The 17,633-nt window shown below is 39.3% G+C and carries 15 protein-coding genes; 13 read left to right on the top strand and 2 right to left on the bottom strand.

What is annotated here, in order from left to right; translation table 11 throughout:
* Nucleotides 1-162 precede the first annotated feature (162 nt).
* The 8 genes from BBI08_RS12265 to BBI08_RS12230 all read left to right on the top strand — a co-directional run bounded on the left by BBI08_RS12265 (nt 163) and on the right by BBI08_RS12230 (nt 6,561).
* Nucleotides 163-993, top strand: a complete 831-nt coding sequence (locus BBI08_RS12265; RefSeq protein ID WP_008498163.1) for a YitT family protein — start codon at nt 163-165, stop codon at nt 991-993.
* Between the two features lie 51 nt (nt 994-1,044).
* On the top strand, nt 1,045-1,383 hold the full coding sequence (gene cccB, locus BBI08_RS12260; RefSeq protein WP_008498162.1) for a cytochrome c551: 339 nt from the start codon (nt 1,045-1,047) through the stop codon (nt 1,381-1,383).
* A 265-nt stretch (nt 1,384-1,648) separates the two neighbouring features.
* Complete coding sequence (gene ftsE / locus BBI08_RS12255; protein ID WP_008498161.1) at nt 1,649-2,335, top strand: cell division ATP-binding protein FtsE; 687 nt, start codon at nt 1,649-1,651, stop codon at nt 2,333-2,335.
* Nucleotides 2,325-3,209, top strand: coding sequence for a permease-like cell division protein FtsX (gene ftsX / locus BBI08_RS12250; protein ID WP_008498160.1), 885 nt, complete (start codon nt 2,325-2,327; stop codon nt 3,207-3,209). The genes ftsE and ftsX overlap by 11 nt, the downstream gene beginning before the upstream one ends.
* A 143-nt stretch (nt 3,210-3,352) precedes the next feature.
* Nucleotides 3,353-3,931: a TlpA family protein disulfide reductase gene (locus BBI08_RS12245; protein ID WP_065528154.1), complete on the top strand. Its 579-nt coding sequence runs from the start codon at nt 3,353-3,355 to the stop codon at nt 3,929-3,931.
* Between the two features lie 11 nt (nt 3,932-3,942).
* Nucleotides 3,943-5,049 (top strand): trans-sulfuration enzyme family protein, encoded by a 1,107-nt coding sequence (locus BBI08_RS12240; RefSeq protein ID WP_008498159.1) that lies wholly within the window; start codon nt 3,943-3,945, stop codon nt 5,047-5,049.
* A 90-nt stretch (nt 5,050-5,139) separates the two neighbouring features.
* On the top strand, nt 5,140-6,291 hold the full coding sequence (locus tag BBI08_RS12235) for a PDZ domain-containing protein (RefSeq protein WP_008498158.1): 1,152 nt from the start codon (nt 5,140-5,142) through the stop codon (nt 6,289-6,291).
* Nucleotides 6,292-6,303: 12 nt separating this feature from the next.
* Entirely contained in the window at nt 6,304-6,561 is a 258-nt protein-coding gene (locus BBI08_RS12230; protein WP_008498157.1) for a CsbA family protein, read from the top strand.
* Between the two features lie 21 nt (nt 6,562-6,582).
* Here the strand turns inward: BBI08_RS12230 and BBI08_RS12225 are convergent, their stop codons facing one another.
* Nucleotides 6,583-6,888, bottom strand: coding sequence for an AzlD domain-containing protein (locus BBI08_RS12225; protein ID WP_008498156.1), 306 nt, complete (start codon nt 6,886-6,888; stop codon nt 6,583-6,585).
* On the bottom strand, nt 6,885-7,580 hold the full coding sequence (locus BBI08_RS12220) for an AzlC family ABC transporter permease (RefSeq protein WP_065528153.1): 696 nt from the start codon (nt 7,578-7,580) through the stop codon (nt 6,885-6,887). The genes BBI08_RS12225 and BBI08_RS12220 overlap by 4 nt, the downstream gene beginning before the upstream one ends.
* A 157-nt stretch (nt 7,581-7,737) precedes the next feature.
* Between BBI08_RS12220 and BBI08_RS12215 the strand changes: the two genes are divergently transcribed.
* From BBI08_RS12215 to BBI08_RS12195, 5 genes are all read left to right on the top strand, one after another.
* Entirely contained in the window at nt 7,738-8,352 is a 615-nt protein-coding gene (locus BBI08_RS12215) for a TVP38/TMEM64 family protein (protein ID WP_008498155.1), read from the top strand.
* A gap of 71 nt (nt 8,353-8,423) precedes the next feature.
* Nucleotides 8,424-11,900: a helicase-exonuclease AddAB subunit AddB gene (addB, locus tag BBI08_RS12210; protein ID WP_065528151.1), complete on the top strand. Its 3,477-nt coding sequence runs from the start codon at nt 8,424-8,426 to the stop codon at nt 11,898-11,900.
* Nucleotides 11,878-15,486 carry a helicase-exonuclease AddAB subunit AddA gene (gene addA / locus BBI08_RS12205; protein WP_065528150.1) on the top strand — a complete coding sequence of 1,203 codons (3,609 nt, stop codon included), beginning with the start codon at nt 11,878-11,880 and terminating at the stop codon, nt 15,484-15,486. Before addB ends, addA begins: the two co-directional genes overlap by 23 nt.
* Nucleotides 15,487-15,496: 10 nt before the next feature.
* Nucleotides 15,497-16,675, top strand: coding sequence for a DUF418 domain-containing protein (locus BBI08_RS12200; RefSeq protein WP_065528149.1), 1,179 nt, complete (start codon nt 15,497-15,499; stop codon nt 16,673-16,675).
* A 43-nt stretch (nt 16,676-16,718) separates the two neighbouring features.
* Nucleotides 16,719-17,618: a fumarylacetoacetate hydrolase family protein gene (locus BBI08_RS12195; protein ID WP_008498154.1), complete on the top strand. Its 900-nt coding sequence runs from the start codon at nt 16,719-16,721 to the stop codon at nt 17,616-17,618.
* The last annotated feature ends 15 nt before the right edge of the window (nt 17,619-17,633 follow it).

The raw sequence follows: 17,633 nt of genomic DNA, 5'->3' as shown, positions 1-17,633 counted from the left end.
TATGTGCTTTTGGTCCGTTTTTATTTTGTTTTGCTTTATCCCGATGAAGTTCACAAAGTACTGAGCGTTTGGTATACTCTGACAGGGTTTAATTCAATTGAAGAAAAGAGGAAGAAATAGATGACCAAAAAAAATCGACGTATTCGTAGAGATCCACATCCAATGCTGACACTCTTCATTGATTATGCCAGTGTAATTATTGGTTCAGCTATTGTGGCCATTTCTTTTAATGTCTTGCTATTACCAAATGAAGTTGCTTCCGGAGGCGTTAGTGGGATTAGTACGATATTAAAAAGTGTTTTAGACTGGAGACCGGCATTCGTGCAATGGGCATTTAACATTCCATTATTTATTGCTGGATTAATTTTACTTGGAAAGAATTTTGGAATTAAAACAGCGGTAGGGACGGTATTTCTTCCTCTTGTCGTATTTCTAACAGAAGCATGGGAACCGTGGACACTTGATCCATTGCTTGGTGCTTTATTCGGTGGAATTATGGTTGGGCTTGGACTCGGCATTGTCTTTCGTGGCAAAGCGTCGACAGGCGGTACAGATTTAGCTGCGCAAATTATTACTAAGTTTACAGGACTAACGTTGGGGACAAGTGTAGCGTTAATTGATGGATTTATCGTATTGAGCGCTGCTTTGGTTTTTGATATTGAAAAAGGACTTTATGCGTTAATCGGTTTATATGTTACGACAAAAACTATTGATCTTGTTCAAGTCGGGTTTGGTCAATCAAAATTGGTTTATATTATTACGACGAAACAAAAAGAAATTCGAGATGCCATCTACGACGAAGTTGATCGTGGCGTAACAGAATTGGCTGCAACAGGGGGATATTCTGGAACGGAAAAGCCGCTATTGATGGTAGTTATTCCTCAAACAGAATTTTCACGACTCAAGCAATTGGTTAAGTTTATTGATCCTTCAGCATTTGTAATCGTGTCGGATGCCTCTGAAGTGTTAGGTGAAGGTTTTAAAAGACCATAACTTTGGTATACTCTAATATGATAGAGATAAAATATTAGAGGAGGTCACCAAATGAAAAAGCACTTGATGGCTATGCTTTTTGGCACAACGCTTATTTTAGGCGCATGTGGCGGAGAAGACACGACAGAACCCGAACCAACACCTGACGATAGCGGGGAAGAAACTACTGAAATCGATGCTGAACAAGTAGTGCAACAAAATTGTATTTCTTGTCACGGTGAAAACTTAGAAGGTGCGGGCAACTTCCCGTCTTTAAATGACGTAGGGTCTCGCTTATCGCAAGATGAGATTCGTACAGTTATCGAAAATGGTCAAGGCGCAATGCCTGCTGGAATTATCGAAGGTGACGAAGCAGATGCTGTAGCGGAGTACTTAGCAAATATGAAATAAACCTGCAACTTAGCGGGTTTATTTTTTTGTCATTTTTCGTTCGAATAAACACTATTTTAATAATTATTTGTAATAATATGTCATTTATGTGAACGATATTATCTTTATTATTCTGTTTTTATATAGTTCGGTATATTCAAATTGAATTTTAAATGATACAGAAATGTAATAAAAATTCCGAGTTAAGATGTTATAATAGGTGTGCTGCAAAATCTAACGAAATAATTTTGGCGTCAGCCAATTCATATTAGGTGGGTAATAAAAGATGATACAAATGAAAAATGTTTACAAAAAGTATCCGAACGGAATTGTCGCCTTGAATGGTCTTAATGTGGAGATCGAACAAGGGGAATTTGTATATATTGTAGGACCAAGTGGTGCTGGAAAGTCAACATTCATAAAAATGATGTATCGTGAAGAACGACCATCATCAGGTCAAATGTTCGTGGACGATATTGATATTGCCACGTTAAAAAATCGGAAAGTACCGATGTTACGTCGTCAAATCGGCGTTGTCTTTCAGGATTTCAAGTTACTAACAAAGCTAAATGTTTATGAAAACGTGGCATTTGCATTGGAAGTAATCGAGGAAAAGCCAGCAGATATTAAAAGACGTGTTATGGAAGTACTGGATTTAGTCGGATTAAAACATAAAGCAAAAATGTTTCCGACAGAACTATCTGGTGGGGAACAACAACGCGTATCGATCGCTCGGTCCATTGTGAATATGCCTAAAGTGATGATTGCAGATGAGCCAACAGGAAATTTAGACCCTGATACAGCATGGGATATTATGGACTTGTTTGAACGTATCAATAAAGCGGGCACAACCATAATCATGGCAACACACAACCAGCAAATCGTTAATACGCGTAGACATCGAGTTATTGCTATCGAAGGCGGATTAATTGTTCGTGATGTAGTTGGAGGTGATTACGGTTATGAAGCCTAGAACATTGATGCGTCACATTAAGGAAAGTTTTAAAAGTATTGGCCGTAATAGCTGGATGACATTTGCCTCAGTAAGTGCCGTTACAGTTACGTTATTATTGGTTGGGGTTTTTGTTCTCATAATGATGAACTTAAACAAAGTTGCCGATGATCTCGAAAATGATGTTGAGATCAAAGTATTCGTTTCATTAGATGTGACTGAAGAGACAGTAACTAATTTGGAATCGCAAATTAGTGAAATACCGGGTGTCGAATCGACGAATTTTTCAACAAAAGAAGAAGAATTAACGGACTTGGTTCTTGATTTTGGTGACGAACTAAGTTTGTTCGAACAAAGTAATCCATTGTTTGACGTTTTTTATGTAAAAGCAACCGATCCGCAGCAAACAAAAAATGTCGCTAAAGAAATTGCAGCTTTTGAAAATATCGAAAACGTGAAGTACGGTGAAGGAAAAATTGAGAAACTTTTTAACTTCTTAAATGCAGGAAGAAATGTAGGTCTCATTTTGATTTTGGCTCTACTGTTTACCGCAATGTTCTTGATTTCGAATACAATCCGCATTACGATTGTTGCTAGACGTCGTGAAATCGAAATCATGAAATTAGTAGGTGCGACAAACTGGTTTGTTCGTATTCCATTTATTTTAGAAGGCATGTGGCTTGGTATATTGGGATCGCTTATTCCAATCGGTCTTGTGGCGCTTTTATACAAAGAAATTACTGACTTTGCACAACCACGTTTAAGTGGAGAACTGATTCAGTTGTTAGATTACACTCCATTTATATATCAAGTAAGCGCACTGATCTTATTAATGGGCGTGTTTATCGGAATATGGGGAAGTTTTATGTCAATCAGAAAATTTTTGCGCGTATAAGTTAAGTTTAAAATGAGGAACAGTCGGCATTTACACGCCGGCTGTTTTTTAATTTCAGTTAAACTGTCACATTTTTAAATAAACTTAGTGGAATAAGCTATCCGATTTATCGTATGATAAAACTTGAATGGAGTGGATAACAGATGCCTAAAAAAATTATCGGCTTAGTGATACTTGCTGCTATGATAGCAATTGTCATAATAGGCGCCGTTAAAAACAACACCTCAGAATCTGACGCTCTTAATAATATGGCTCTTGGCAGTGATGTAGACTTTTTGCCAACTGAAGAGGGATTAGCAAAAGGCGAAAAAGCGCCTGATTTTCAATTAACCACATTAGACGGAGAAGTCGTGACATTATCAGATTATCAAGGACAAAAAGTAATATTGAATTTCTGGGCTACATGGTGTCCACCTTGCCGAGCAGAAATGCCTCATATGCAAAATTATTTTGAAGAACAAGCTGAAGAGGCGAATGTTGTCATCTTAGCAGTTAATTTAACGACTGAAGACAAAGGACTTAAAAAAATAGAGGATTTTGTTGAGGAGTTTGAACTGGGATTTTCAATTCCAATGGATGATAAAGGTGCTGTAGGTTCTACTTATCAAGCCGTATCTATTCCAACTTCGTATATGATCGATACAAAAGGACGGATTCAAAACAAAGTTGTAGGACCGATGGATGCGCCTATGATGGAGCAATTAGTAAAAGAAATGGAATAGGAGATGAAACAATGACAACAATCGAAACAAAATCAGTACATACCGCAACAATGAAAGAACGGACGATTCAATCGAAAGTTATGCCGCTTTATCAAACTTCTGCATTTTCTTTTTCGTCTCTCGAAGAGCTTGAAGGCTATTATGAAGGAAACGGTACTTATTTATATTCGCGTACAGCAAACCCGAATACAGATGCTTTAGGACAAACTGTAGCTGATTTGGAAAAAGCTCCAAAAGGAGTTTCATCATCTTCTGGAACGTCAGCGATTTTAGCTGGAATTTTGTCTGTTGTTAAAGCAGGCGACCATATTCTGGCGGCTCAAGATGTATATGGCGGAACGTTCCATTTACTAAAAGAAGAACTTATTTTAATGGGAATTGAAGTCCATTTTGCTGATTTTTCGGATATCATAGAAGTTGAACGGATTTTAATCGACATTCCTGAAGTGAAATTAGTATTTAGTGAGTCGATTACGAATCCATTTTTGCGTCTTGAAAATATGGAAGCTCTTTTAGAATTGAAAAAACAATATGGCGTTCGAATCATGATTGATAATACCTTCGCTACGCCTTACACGATGACTCCTTATACGTTTGGTGCAGATTTAGTTGCTCATAGTGCAACTAAGTATCTCGGCGGCCACAGCGATGTCACAGCAGGTGTTTTAGTCGGTGATGCTGATTTGATCGACATTGCTGAAAAGCGTGTGGTGAATTTAGGATTGAATTTGAGTCCATTTGAAGCGTGGTTGACAATTCGCGGGATTAAAACTTTAGCGTTGCGGATGAAAAAACAAACAGAAAATGCACAAGCCATTGCGACATTTTTAGAAGATAAAGCACGTGTGTGGTATCCAGGTGTTGGTGCTATAGTATCGTTTGAATTATCCGAAACAGTTGATGTGTCAAAATTCTTTTCATCACTCGGTTGGATTAAAATTGTGCCAACATTAGCAGGCGTGGAAACAACAGTATCATATCCATATGGAACGTCTCACAGAGCTCTTTCAACCGAAGAAAAAGAAAAAGTCGGTGTAACACGACAAGTAGTTCGACTGTCTGCAGGAATCGAAGGAACAGAAGATATTTTAAAACAATTGGGTGCGGCATTCGTTTAACTGAAAAAGAAGTGCAGAAAGCCGGTTTTCTTTGTTACAATGAGAAGTAACGTCAATTGCCGGTGATAGGATGGTGTAAATAAAGTGATAATGGATTTAATGTTAGCGATAGGTAAGTTTTTTGTGAATCCGGTTTTATACATCGCATTGCTTGCTGCAGTGTTGTTGGGATATTATCGGGTGAAAAAAGAACGGAAAATTTTTAGAATTCGTATTGTTTACGGATTGACTGAGTTTAAACGACTGATAAAAGATGGTTGGTTATATGCTCTTGTTCTTTCTGTATTGTTTGCAGGAATTGGGTTAGTTGTACCCTTGGACTGGTTAATTGCTTTGAGCATCGTTTCCATTTTGTTAATGGTAACGACTTTTTATCAAGCGGGTTCATTTATTTATTTGGCTACAGCGGCTGTAGGGCTTAGCTGGTTGTTTTATGCCAATGAATGGACGTTGAATTTCGGTTTAGTTAAATTCGAAGGAACGGAATTTTCGTATCAATGGTTGATTCCTGTTGTACTAATTGCGGGAGCATTAGTGTTTGTAGAAGGTAAAATGATTGATAAAGCAGCAGCACAGGCTGGCTCTCCTCGGTTACATAAATCAGGACGTGGGCTAAAGGCTGCAGCTTATATTTCAAAACGCTTATGGTTATTACCTATTTTATTGGTGGTGCCAGGTTCGTTACTTGATTCGTATGCGCCTTACTGGCCACAGTTGCCAATTGGTGAATCGAACTTCTCGTTAATTCTTTTCCCGGTGGTATTCGGATTTATAGGTCGTTCACAGCGAACCTTGCCAGTCTATCTTTATCCGTTAGTTGGTAAAGCTGTTACTACTTTGGGAATTAGTATTATCGTAGTTGGCTTAGGGGCATTAATATGGCATCCATTGGCAGCTGTTGCATTAGTAGGCGGAGTAATTGGTCGCATGGCGATTGCGGTTCATTTTGCATTAAAAGAACGCAGTGGTAATTATGCCGTAACTCCTCAACCACAAGGTGTTATGATTGTCGACGTTTTACCAGGTTCTCCTGCCGACAAAATGGGCTTATTGCGTGGCGAAGTAATTCGCAAAGTAAATGGCATTGCCATTTCAAATGAATCTGAACTGTATGAAGCGATTCAAGTAAATGCTGCTCATTGTCGTTTAGAAGTACTGGATCATAATTTGGAAGTGCGTTTACGCCAACATGTTATTTTCCGTCACGATCACCACCGTCTCGGATTATTAGTGGTCAATTAAGGAGCTAAATTAATGGAATCAATGGTAACAAAATTTTTCCTGTCTCTTTTAGTACCAGGATTGCTTGTCATCTTGTTTACAAGAGTCACATTTAATCATATCGTCGCATTAATTTTGACTGTGGCTTTAATGGCAGCCGCTGTTTATGCAGGCTATACGCATACGTGGCTGTTGTTCGTCGCGAACGCAGCTTCTCTTACTGCAGGATTTTGGTATTCAACAAGGATGTTTAATCGTAGAAAAAAAGCCGAAGCTCATGAAAATGAGTAACGGCTTTTTTTGTGCATTTATTTATAAAAACCCACTAAAGATTGCAAGGGCAGCAATCGAACCAAGAACGACAATCATTACGTTAGCTCCTGTGATTGCGATACCGAATGCTGCAACAGCGCCGATCACGCCGAACCAAATATTTTCTTGAATAAAAAAGACAGCTGGAAAAATCAGCGCGCCTAACACAGCGTAAGGTATATTTCGTAACACGTTTTGAACCGCTTCCGGCAACTCACGGCCCTCTAAAAACGTCAGCGGAATAGCACGCGGAATATAAGTTACAATAGCCATACCAAGGACCATCCACCAATACCAAGAACTCATGATCTTTTCACACCTTTCCTGGAAATCCATTCAATAAAAATGGCCGAAGCTAAAGTAGAGACCATGATGGCCCACCCTGTCGATAACCATCCTGTGAAATAAAAAAGAGAATTAATCGCTCCGGCAATGACAGCCAAACTGACAACTTTACGATTACCATGCATCGAAGGAACTAATAAACCGATAAACATAGCGTAAAGTGCAATCGACATGGCAGCTTGAAGAAACTGAGGAAGATTTGCGCCAATTAAATGACCGACTGAGGTAAACACGACCCAACTTCCATAAGAAATAGTGATAACTCCAACTGCAAAACCAGTGGTGATTTTTTGGTTTTTTTGCGTGGCCAAAACCGAAAATGTTTCATCGGTTATTCCAAAAGCGTACAAAGCTTTTTTCCATCTGTCATCCGGTGCCATTTTTTCATTGAGTGCAGCCGTCATAAGAAAATGCCGAATATTGACAACAAACGTATTTAAAACGATGACAATGGGTGCTACACCAGCGGTAATCAGTGACAATGCAATATACTGTGAGGCACCTGCAAACACAAAAATACTCATGGCAGTAGCTTCTAGTAGAGAAAGCCCAGTAGTTTTTGCTAACAAACCAAAGGTTAATGCTATAGGGAAATAGCCGATTGCAATGCTAGTTCCCGCCTTCAATCCGGCAGAAAACTCACGTCCGTTCATTCTTTTCGCTCCTTATGTATAAGTATTTCCTTTTCCAAACTCTTTGAAAGAGTGTAAAGTAATTATAATAGCATATCACAAAAACTTTTTAGTTTGGAATGGGAGTTAGAAAAATTAAACAATTTAAAGGACTGAGCTTATGATGGATTTTTTTTCAATGGAAAATATTGTGGAGTTGACACAATCCTACAAGGCTTTTGGTCCGTTAATCGGATTCCTCTTGCCCTTTATTGAAGCTTTTTTACCGTTCTTGCCCTTATTTGTTTTTGTTTTTGCCAACGCTACAGCGTATGGTTTATGGTTAGGATTTTTACTTTCTTGGGGCGGTTCAGTAATTGGTGCATATGCCGTATTTTTATTGGTGCGCAAATATGGCAGAGCTCGTTTCATGAATTTCATGACACGGCATGACAAAGTTCAAAAGTTGATTCACTGGGTAGAGCGTAATGGCTTTGGTCCATTATTTTTATTGCTTTGTTTACCTTTTACTCCATCAGCACTTGTAAACTTAGTTGCCGGCTTATCAAACATTCGGAAATATTATTATTTATTAACGGTTATGGCAGGGAAACTTGTGATGGTGTTTACAATTTCGTTTGTCGGATACGACTTGCGTGCACTTTTCACACAACCGATCCGGACAGCAATTGTTATTTTAGTCATTATTTTATTGTATGTAATCGGGAAGATTTTTGAAAAACGTTTGCACAAAAAAGTGGAAGAAGATTTCCGTCTGGCTAGTGAAGAACGTAAAAAACACAAGCAAGGATGAAGTTGTAAGTGGCATAGGATAGTAGAAAAACGTATAATTAGAACAAATGTTCTTAGCGGAGGAGTGGTCATGTGTCATTACGCATTGTTTATGGCAGAGCTGGAGCGGGGAAAACTCGTTTTGTTCAAGAAGAAATAGTGGATGAGTTAAAACGACAGGCAGATGGTGATCCGATATTTCTTATTGTACCGGATCAAATGTCATTTTCTACCGAATATCGATTAGCTGCTGCATACAATATGAATGGCATGATACGTGCGCAAGCGGTGACGTTTAAGCGATTGGCTTGGCGTGTGCTTCAAGAAGTAGGAGGCATTAGCAGGAGGGAAGTAGATACTTTTGGCTACCGTATGCTAATTCGTAGCTTGCTGGAAGATCATCGAGAGGATTTTCAATTGTTTCGAAGAGCTGCGGGAAAAAAAGGGTTTACTGATCAAATCGAACAATTAGTGAAAGAATTTGCTCGTTATTGTGTAGATTGCGGAGAATTAAACGCCATCCGTTCGTCATTAGTTGAAGCGGGTGCACCAAAAACATTACTCGAAAAAGCAGAAGATCTCGAGTTAATCCTTACTGAAATTGAAAGTCGTCTAGGAAAAGTATTTGTAGATTCTGAAGGTCATCTAGCCTTATTAAGTGAGAAAATACCACATTCTGATTTGGTGAAATCGTCGACTATTTACATCGATGGATTTGTCACCTTTACAGCTAGAGAGTATGAAATTCTTTTTGAATTAATGAAGCATGCTAAATCAGTAACGATTGCATTACCTATGGATGAACAAACTGATCCAAATGATGAACAAACCTTATTCTACCAGTCTGCTAATACAGCCCGTAGATTAACTGAACAAGCGGCGAAAGAGGGAATCGACATTGATAATTCGGTTCACTTAGCTTTGCCACGCCGTTTTGTGAACCCTGAACTAGAACATATTGAACGTCACTTTGATGACTTCCCAACACAAAAAACTCAAGGAGAGGGCAATGTCTCTTTAGTTGAAGCATCAAATAGAAGAGCTGAAATGCATGCGGTAGCACGCGCGATTAGAGACCAAGTGAGAAATGGTTTTCGTTACAATGAAATCGCCATTCTTTACAGACAACCTGAAATTTATGATGAACTGATCCATACAATTTTCCCGCAATATGAAATCCCTTATTTTATCAGCCAAAAAAAATCGATGCTTCATCATCCTTTGATTGAATTTAGTCGTTCAGTACTTGAATCGATGGTCTCGAATTATTCTTACGAATCGATTTTTCGTGCTGTCAAAACCGATTTGTTCTTTCCACAAGGACCTGTAACAAAATGGCGAGAAAGAAGTGATGTACTAGAGAACTTCGTCATCGCTAATGGTATATACGGAAAGCGTTGGTTTGATGAAAAACGCTGGTTTTATAAAAAATACCGCGGTTTGGAATTTCACACATCCATACAAACAGACGAAGAGCTAGCGGCGCAAGTAGAGCTTCATGCAGTACGTGACTTAGTAAGAGAACCTTTAGCTCAGTTAAAAGAACAATTAAAACTGAGTAAAACAGGACGAGATATAGCGGAATCTTTGTTTCTTTTTATAGAAAAAATGGAAGTCTATGCAAAAATTCAAGATTTACGAGAACGCGAAGAAAGTGAGCATCGCCTACTCGCTGCAACGGAACACGAGCAAGCATGGAATCAGTGGGTGGGTGTGTTAGATCAATTTGTATTAATGTTTGGCGATAAAGAAATTGATTTGCAAACAGCTGTAAAGATATTAGACGAAGGTTTTGAAACGTTAGAGTTTTCGCGTATACCCCCATCACTAGATCAAGTTATGGTATCAAAAATCGATTTAGCACGTTTAATGGATATTAAGTCGGTCTTCGTTGTCGGAGCGAATGACGGTGTTTTGCCGAAGCGTATCGAGCAAGAAGGACTGTTAACAGATACAGATCGTGAATGGTTTGCTCAAATTGGCTTTGAGCTGGCTCCAACATCGAAAATGCGCTTAATGGATGAGACTTATATGGTGTATCGTGCCTTTACATCTGCTTCTGATTTATTGACCGTCTCGTTTCCAATCGCAGATGAAGAAGGAAAAGCATTATTGCCATCTCTTTATATTCAAAAACTAAAGGATATGTTGTCAATTGATACCTTTCCTGCAGTCATTGACCCTGAAGAGCTTGTAGATGCTTCTCCTATGGCGTATATTTCGCATCCACGAGCGAGTTTGGCCTATTTAACTTCACAAATACGCAGTGGTGAATTATCAGCCGAATGGCGTGCAGTTTACAATTTTTACGAAGATGACCCGTTTTGGTCTTCTATTATTAAACGTATTTTATCGCCTATTAAACCAAATAAAGCAGATCCTCTTCGTGATGCTATTGCGGAACCTTTGTATGGAACACCCATTTCTTCTAGTGTATCGAGGGTTGAAACTTATTACGGCTGTCCGTTTGCGCATTATGTGGCTTATGGGTTACGTCTCGAAGAAAGAAGTCAATACAAATTAGCAGCACCTGCAATGGGGGACCTTTTCCATGCAGCGATAAAATGGATATCAGATGAAGTGCTTCGGCTTGGCGTATCGTGGTCTTCACTGACACAAAAACAATGCCAAAACTTAGCAAAAGAAGCGATTGAACAGCTGTCTCCTTATTTTGTTAATCATATATTAATGAGCTCACATCGCTATCGTTATATCCAGCATAAATTAGAAGGTATTATTCGCCAAACAGCCTATATGCTCAGCAAACACGCTAAAGTTTCGGGATTTGTACCGATTGCATTAGAAGTAGGGTTTGGACCAAAAGAAACGATTCCACCTCTTGAAATTTCTTTAGATCGTGGACGTAAGATGAACGTTCGAGGTCGGATTGATCGAATCGATTCTACTGACATTCACGGTAAACCTTATTTGCGTATCGTCGATTACAAATCATCTAAACAAGGTCTCGACCTGAGCAACGTTTATCATGGTTTATCTTTACAAACCTTTACTTACTTAGATGTTGCCCTAACTCATTCTGAACGTTGGCTGGGAGAAGAAGCAGAACCGGCTGGTGTGCTTTATTTTCATATGCACAATCCGATGTTAAAGCTAACAAAATTGCTGACAGCTGAAGAACTAGATGAAGAAATGGCCAAATCCTTTAAGATGAATGGCTTAGTCGTTGAAGATCCTGAAGTGATTGAAGCAATGGATAACCAAATTGATGGATATTCCAATGTAATTCCAGTACGACTCAACAAAAGCGGAGCAGTGTCTGCATCTCAATCAAAAACGTTGATGAAAGAAGACATGCAAGTTGTCCGCCGTTTTGTCCGCAATAAGCATCAAAACGCAGGCAATGGCATATTAGAAGGCGATACGAGTATCACGCCATATAAAATGAAAGAAGACACACCTTGTCAATTTTGTTCTTATCGTTCGGTTTGCCAATTTGACCCAGCAGATCCTGACCAAAGTTACCGGAAATTGACTGCTTTATCTCCTGATAAAGCAGTGGAATTGATCAGAAAGGAGACAGCTGCAGATGATACCGAAAAAACCAATTGATGCTACTTGGACCGACGAACAATGGATGGCAATATGGGCAAAGGGACAAGATATGTTGGTGTCAGCAGCAGCTGGATCGGGCAAAACAGCTGTTCTGATAAACCGTATGATAGAAAAGGTGTTGGCCGAAGACGATCCAATATCTGTCGATGAACTTTTAGTTGTTACGTTTACTAATGCTTCAGCTGCTGAAATGCGTCACCGGATGTCGAATGCGTTGGAAAAAGCAGTTGCAGAAAATCCAGACTCGATTCATTTACGAAAACAATTGCGTTTGATCAATAAAGCTCAAATTTCTACACTGCATTCGTTTTGTTTGCAGGTCGTAAAACAATATGCGTATTTGCTTGAAATCGACCCGGGTTTTCGAATTGCTGGAGAAACAGAAGCCGCTCTTTTGCGAGACGATGTTCTAGAAGCAGTGCTTGAATCTGCATATGAAGGGGAAGGAGCGGATGCAGTTTATCGTTTGGCGGATAGCTTTACATCTGATCGCAGTGATCAAGCGATGGAAGTGTTACTAAGCAAGCTGTATGACTATTCGCGCGTGCATCCTAATCCACAAGAGTGGTTGCAACAAGTACCTAATCTATACAATGTGCCAACGGATGCGACAATTGACGAATTACCATTTATCGGGGATTTAAAACTAACAATACGTCATGCTTTAGAGGAAGCGTTGCAATTGGCTGATCAAGGCCTCCAACTAACGCATGAGTCAGATGGACCTGCCGTACTAGAAAGTACGTTTAGAACAGATACTGAAGTCATACAAACAGCAATTGCAGCAATGGAAAACTCATGGGAGAGCTTATATGCTTTTTCTAAATCGTTTAAATGGGAAAAAGCAGCGAGTATTCGTAAAGATTCTTGTGATCCAGCCTTAGCTGAAGAAGCGAAAGCGCGACGTAATGATGTGAAGAAAATTGTAAGTGGCTTGTTTGATGCTTATTTTACTCGCTCTCCAAAGCGCTTATTAGAAGAAATGCGAGAAATGGCTCCACTGATGAAAACTTTAGTCGAGTTAACACAGCTTTTCGCTGATCAATACAAAGCGTTGAAGATTGATCGAGCATTGGTCGATTTTTCCGACTTAGAGCATTATGCATTAGAGATATTAATGGAGGAAGGCAAGCCTTCAGCTATCGCAAAAGAATATCAAGATCGCTTTAAAGAAGTGTTAGTTGATGAATACCAAGATACAAACCTTTTGCAAGAGACAATTCTAAATTTGGTGAAATCAGGAAACGAACAAAATGGCAACCTGTTCATGGTTGGCGATGTGAAGCAATCGATTTACCGTTTCCGTTTAGCAGAACCTATGTTATTTTTAGGGAAATATTCTCGTTTTAAACATGATGCTAAAAACACAGGACTACGAATTGATTTAAATGCAAATTTCAGAAGCCGTAAGGAAATCTTAGATGGCACCAACTATATATTCTCTCAAATAATGGGGGAACGAGTCGGAGAAATCGATTACGATGAAGCGGCTGCGTTAAAAGCAAAAGCGCCTTATCCAGAACAAGTAACTCCGATTGAATTGACTTTAATACATGAACCAGAAACTGAAGAAGAATCAGAAGACGAGGACTTGGCGAAATCTCAATGGGAAGCGCGGTTTATCACCAAAAAAATCAAGGAATTGATGGACAGTCAAACAACGGTCAATGATCCTTGGACACAAAGCCAACGACCGCTAGAATACCGTGATATCGTTGTTTTGATGCGCTCGATGACTTGGTCCGGTGACTTTGTAGATGAATTCAAAATGGCTGGAATCCCATTGTATGCGGAATTAACAGGTGGCTATTTTGAAGCGCTTGAAGTAATGATTATGTTGAATACGCTGCGTGTTATCGATAACCCTTACCAAGACATTCCGCTCGCCTCTGTTTTACGTGCGCCGTTTATTGGCTTGAAAGAAAATGAAATGGCTGAAATTCGTTTAGCAGCACCTCAAGCTTCCTTTTATGAAGCGGTAAAAACCTTTATGCGTTCAGGTACAGGAATCGACCCAGCTGCGGCTGAGAAACTACGCCGTTTTATCCTTCAATTAGAAGGTTGGCGAAATCTGGCACGTCGAGGCTCACTAGCGGAACTGATTTGGCAAGTTTATTTGGATACCAATTATTATGAAATGGTTGGCGCTATGACAAATGGCAAACAACGGAAAGCTAATTTGCGTGCGTTGCACGACCGTGCACTCGAATATGAAAAAACTTCATTCCGTGGTTTGTTCCGTTTTCTCCGCTTTATTGACCGGATGCGAGAACGAGGCGATGATTTAGGTACAGCGAAATCACTTAGTGAAAAAGAAAATGTTGTTCGGCTAATGACCGTACATAAGTCAAAGGGACTCGAGTTTCCTGTAGTCTTTTTTGCGGGTACGGGACGAGCTTTTAATGAAATGGATTTTAAAAAATCTTATTTGTTTGATCAAGATTATGGATTGGCAGTCAAAGCAGTAAACCCTGATACACGAATCGAGTACACATCACTGCCGTTTCTAGCTGTTCGAGAAATGAAGCAATTGCAGATGAAAGCAGAAGAAATGCGTGTTTTATACGTAGCGATGACTCGAGCAAAAGAAAGACTGTACTTGACAGCTTCTGTTAAAGACATTGATAAGCTATTTGAGAAATGGAAAGTGGCGACAAATGATGTTCGTCTGCCAGACTTTATGCGCTCTCGTGCTAAAGGGTATTTGGACTGGATAGGTCCAGCAGTAGCAAGACATCCTGATGCTGAAGAACAACTGAATGTTACCGGGCATTTTCTTAATCATTCGTCTCGTTTTCACATTGAGATTATCGAATCTCAATCGTTACTTCCAGCAGTAGTAAGTATTGAAGAATTACTGAAAGGAGATGACCTGTTGGAAGATTATCAACAGCAGGTTAATGAGCGCTTTAACTTTCAATACCCACACCAGCTAGCGGTCGATAAACGATCAAAGCAGTCTGTAACTGAAATGAAGCGATTGCAGATGTTGCAACGTCTTGATGAACCGGAGTCCTTTATTCAGACAGTAAAGCCAGAACAGAAAATGTTGCTACATCGTCCGAATTTCATGATGGACAAATGTTTATCCGGAGCTGATATTGGGACGGCTGTCCATGCAGTGATGCAGCATATTCCGTTGGATCGTACCTTGAATAGCGGCGAAATAAAAGAGTTTATCGAAACTTTAGTTGGGATGGAAATTCTATCACCAGACGAAGGCAAAGCGGTGAAAGTAGAAGAACTTGAACGTTTTTATGAAAGTAAAACGGCTGTGCGTCTTAGAGCTGCGAAAAACATAAAAAGAGAAGTACCTTTTACTTACGCAAAAAAAGATGCAGACGGTGATCATCAAATTATCCAAGGGATTGTTGATTGTTTGTTCGAAGAACAAGATGGTTGGGTGTTGCTAGATTATAAAACGGATCGTGTGACACAGATTAACGATGTACAAAATGAAATGTCGGAACGATATGGTGTTCAGTTAACTGTCTATCAAGAAGCGGTTGAATCGATATTGAAAATACCGGTTAAAGAACGCTTGGTATACTTGTTTGCAGCTAATCAAGAAGTGAATATTTAGGAGGATTATTTTGAACTTACAGCCGGTTTCCACCAATGAACGAATAAAAGCGATTGACTTGATGAGAGGATTTTCGCTTTTAGGTATTTTACTTATTAATATGCTGGCTTTCCATTCACCGCTTTCCTATATCGATCCTTATAAATGGTTTAACGGGAGTGTGAATGAAGGAATCTATTTGGTGATTGATATTTTTATCCAAGCTAGTTTTTATCCATTGTTCGCTATGTTATTTGGCTATGGATTAGCTATGCAATACATGCGTGCAGAGGCTGTTGGCCGTCCCTTTATGCCGCTTGCAGTTAAGCGGCTAATGGTACTCTTATTATTTGGCATCATTCATGCCTTTCTTATCTGGTATGGGGATATTTTAATTACTTATGCCATTATGGGCTTTTTATTACTTGGCTTGATTCGACTTCCTTCTAGATGGCTAATGAGTTTGGGTGCAGTTATTTATGCGGTGCCTCACTTGTTAATGCTCGCGATTCTGTTTATCGCGGCAGCTGCAGATCCGAATACTTATGTGGGCTATATGGAAATTGAAAATTCGATTCAATCGTATCAATCGGGTAGTTTTGCAGAGATTTTCAGCCAACGATTGGCTGACTGGACTTACAGTAATAATATGATAGGCTTTGTGTTTTTAGCGTTTACCATCTTGCCTTTTCTCATGTTTGGAGCAGCTGCAGCTAAGTGGCAGTTAATTGAACGGACGCAGGAAAAGCGCAAACTCTGGTTATTTTTAGCGATTATTCCGCTGTTGATGGGCTTAGCTTTAAAAAGTACACCTTTTTTGTTTGACAAAAATTACGCTTTTGTCTATTTACAAGATCTATTTGGGGGGCCCCTTGTAGCGGTTGGCTATGCGGCTATGATTGCATTAATGGCTCAAAAAAGAAGCTTACAAAAGTTATTTTCACCAATAGCTAAAGTAGGGCGGATGTCAATAACCACTTATATTACACAATCGATTTTAGCTACATTTATTTTTTATTCATACGGGTTAGGTTTGTATGGAAAAGTTGACTTGCTAACTGGAACATTGATTGCCTTCGGTATTTTTGTCGTTCAGTTAATTTTTGCAGAACTTTGGTTGGAAAAATTTTCACGTGGTCCACTTGAAATGCTTTGGAGAAAATGGACTTACGGAAATAATTTCGAAAAAACTAACAATTCAAAACGCTGAATGTGTATAATGAATTCAACTACAGAAAAGGAGTGTTTGACGAATGAAGCTGTTATCATTTCGCTACGAAGGAAAAGAAGGATTCGGACCAAAAGTTAAAAAGGAAGATGCTGTATGGGATTTAGTTGCGATTCAACAGCAATTAGAGGTCTTGCCTGCGTTCCCTACTCTATTGATAGAAGGAATTCCACAAGGAATGGAGTTTGTCGAACAAATTCGTAAATTGACGGAAGCCGCTGTCCAATCTGACCGCTCTGAAGAATTCAAACACTCATATGCAGAAATTGAATGGCTAGCTCCGATTTCAAAAACACCAAAAAATATTATTGCGATTGGCAAAAATTACGCAGATCATGCTAAAGAAATGGGCGGAGAAGCACCTACTGATTTGGTAGTTTTCACTAAGGCGTCTACTAGTATTTCAGCAGACGGTGAAACCGTTTCTGTTCATAGCGACGTAACTGATTCGTATGACTATGAAGGTGAATTGGCTGTTGTTATCGGAAAAGCGGGTCATAAAATACCAAAACAAATGGCTTATGATTACGTTTTTGGTTATACCATCGCAAACGATTTAACAGCGCGCGACATACAAGCTAAACACCAACAATATTTCCTTGGGAAAAGCTTGCCAGGTTCATGTCCAATTGGGCCATATATCGTAACAAAAGATGAAATACCGCAATCACAAAATTTATCGATCGTAACAAAAGTAAATGATGAGATTCGTCAAAACGGCAATACTGAAAACATGATTCGTCGTGTGGATGAACTGATTGCCGAAGTATCAAAATATGTGGCTTTAGAGCCAGGTGACATTTTGCTTACAGGTACACCTGCTGGAGTCGGCAAAGGTTTTACTCCACCGAAGTTTTTAAAAGCAGGCGATACGGTTAAAGTATCCATCGAATCAATTGGCACGCTCGTCACACATTTGTCATAGGATTATAGCTCTTGC

Source organism: Planococcus halocryophilus (genome assembly GCF_001687585.2).
GTDB classification, from domain to species: Bacteria; Bacillota; Bacilli; order Bacillales_A; family Planococcaceae; genus Planococcus; species Planococcus halocryophilus.
Note: the sequence above shows the minus strand (reverse complement) of the source record. Positions and strands in the feature narration are given on the sequence as shown.

Bases quoted from the DNA above. Each gene is read 5' to 3' on its own strand.
- BBI08_RS12265 (WP_008498163.1), top strand. From the start codon at position 163: ATGCTGACACTCTTCATTGATTATGCCAGTGTAATTATTGGTTCAGCT.
- cccB (WP_008498162.1), top strand. From the start codon at position 1,045: ATGAAAAAGCACTTGATGGCTATGCTTTTTGGCACAACGCTTATTTTA.
- ftsE (WP_008498161.1), top strand. From the start codon at position 1,649: ATGATACAAATGAAAAATGTTTACAAAAAGTATCCGAACGGAATTGTC.
- ftsX (WP_008498160.1), top strand. From the start codon at position 2,325: ATGAAGCCTAGAACATTGATGCGTCACATTAAGGAAAGTTTTAAAAGT.
- addA (WP_065528150.1), top strand. From the start codon at position 11,878: ATGATACCGAAAAAACCAATTGATGCTACTTGGACCGACGAACAATGG.
- BBI08_RS12230 (WP_008498157.1), top strand. From the start codon at position 6,304: ATGGAATCAATGGTAACAAAATTTTTCCTGTCTCTTTTAGTACCAGGA.
- BBI08_RS12225 (WP_008498156.1), bottom strand. From the start codon at position 6,888: ATGAGTTCTTGGTATTGGTGGATGGTCCTTGGTATGGCTATTGTAACT.
- BBI08_RS12240 (WP_008498159.1), top strand. From the start codon at position 3,943: ATGACAACAATCGAAACAAAATCAGTACATACCGCAACAATGAAAGAA.
- BBI08_RS12220 (WP_065528153.1), bottom strand. From the start codon at position 7,580: ATGAACGGACGTGAGTTTTCTGCCGGATTGAAGGCGGGAACTAGCATT.
- BBI08_RS12245 (WP_065528154.1), top strand. From the start codon at position 3,353: ATGCCTAAAAAAATTATCGGCTTAGTGATACTTGCTGCTATGATAGCA.
- BBI08_RS12235 (WP_008498158.1), top strand. From the start codon at position 5,140: ATGGATTTAATGTTAGCGATAGGTAAGTTTTTTGTGAATCCGGTTTTA.
- BBI08_RS12215 (WP_008498155.1), top strand. From the start codon at position 7,738: ATGGAAAATATTGTGGAGTTGACACAATCCTACAAGGCTTTTGGTCCG.
- BBI08_RS12195 (WP_008498154.1), top strand. From the start codon at position 16,719: ATGAAGCTGTTATCATTTCGCTACGAAGGAAAAGAAGGATTCGGACCA.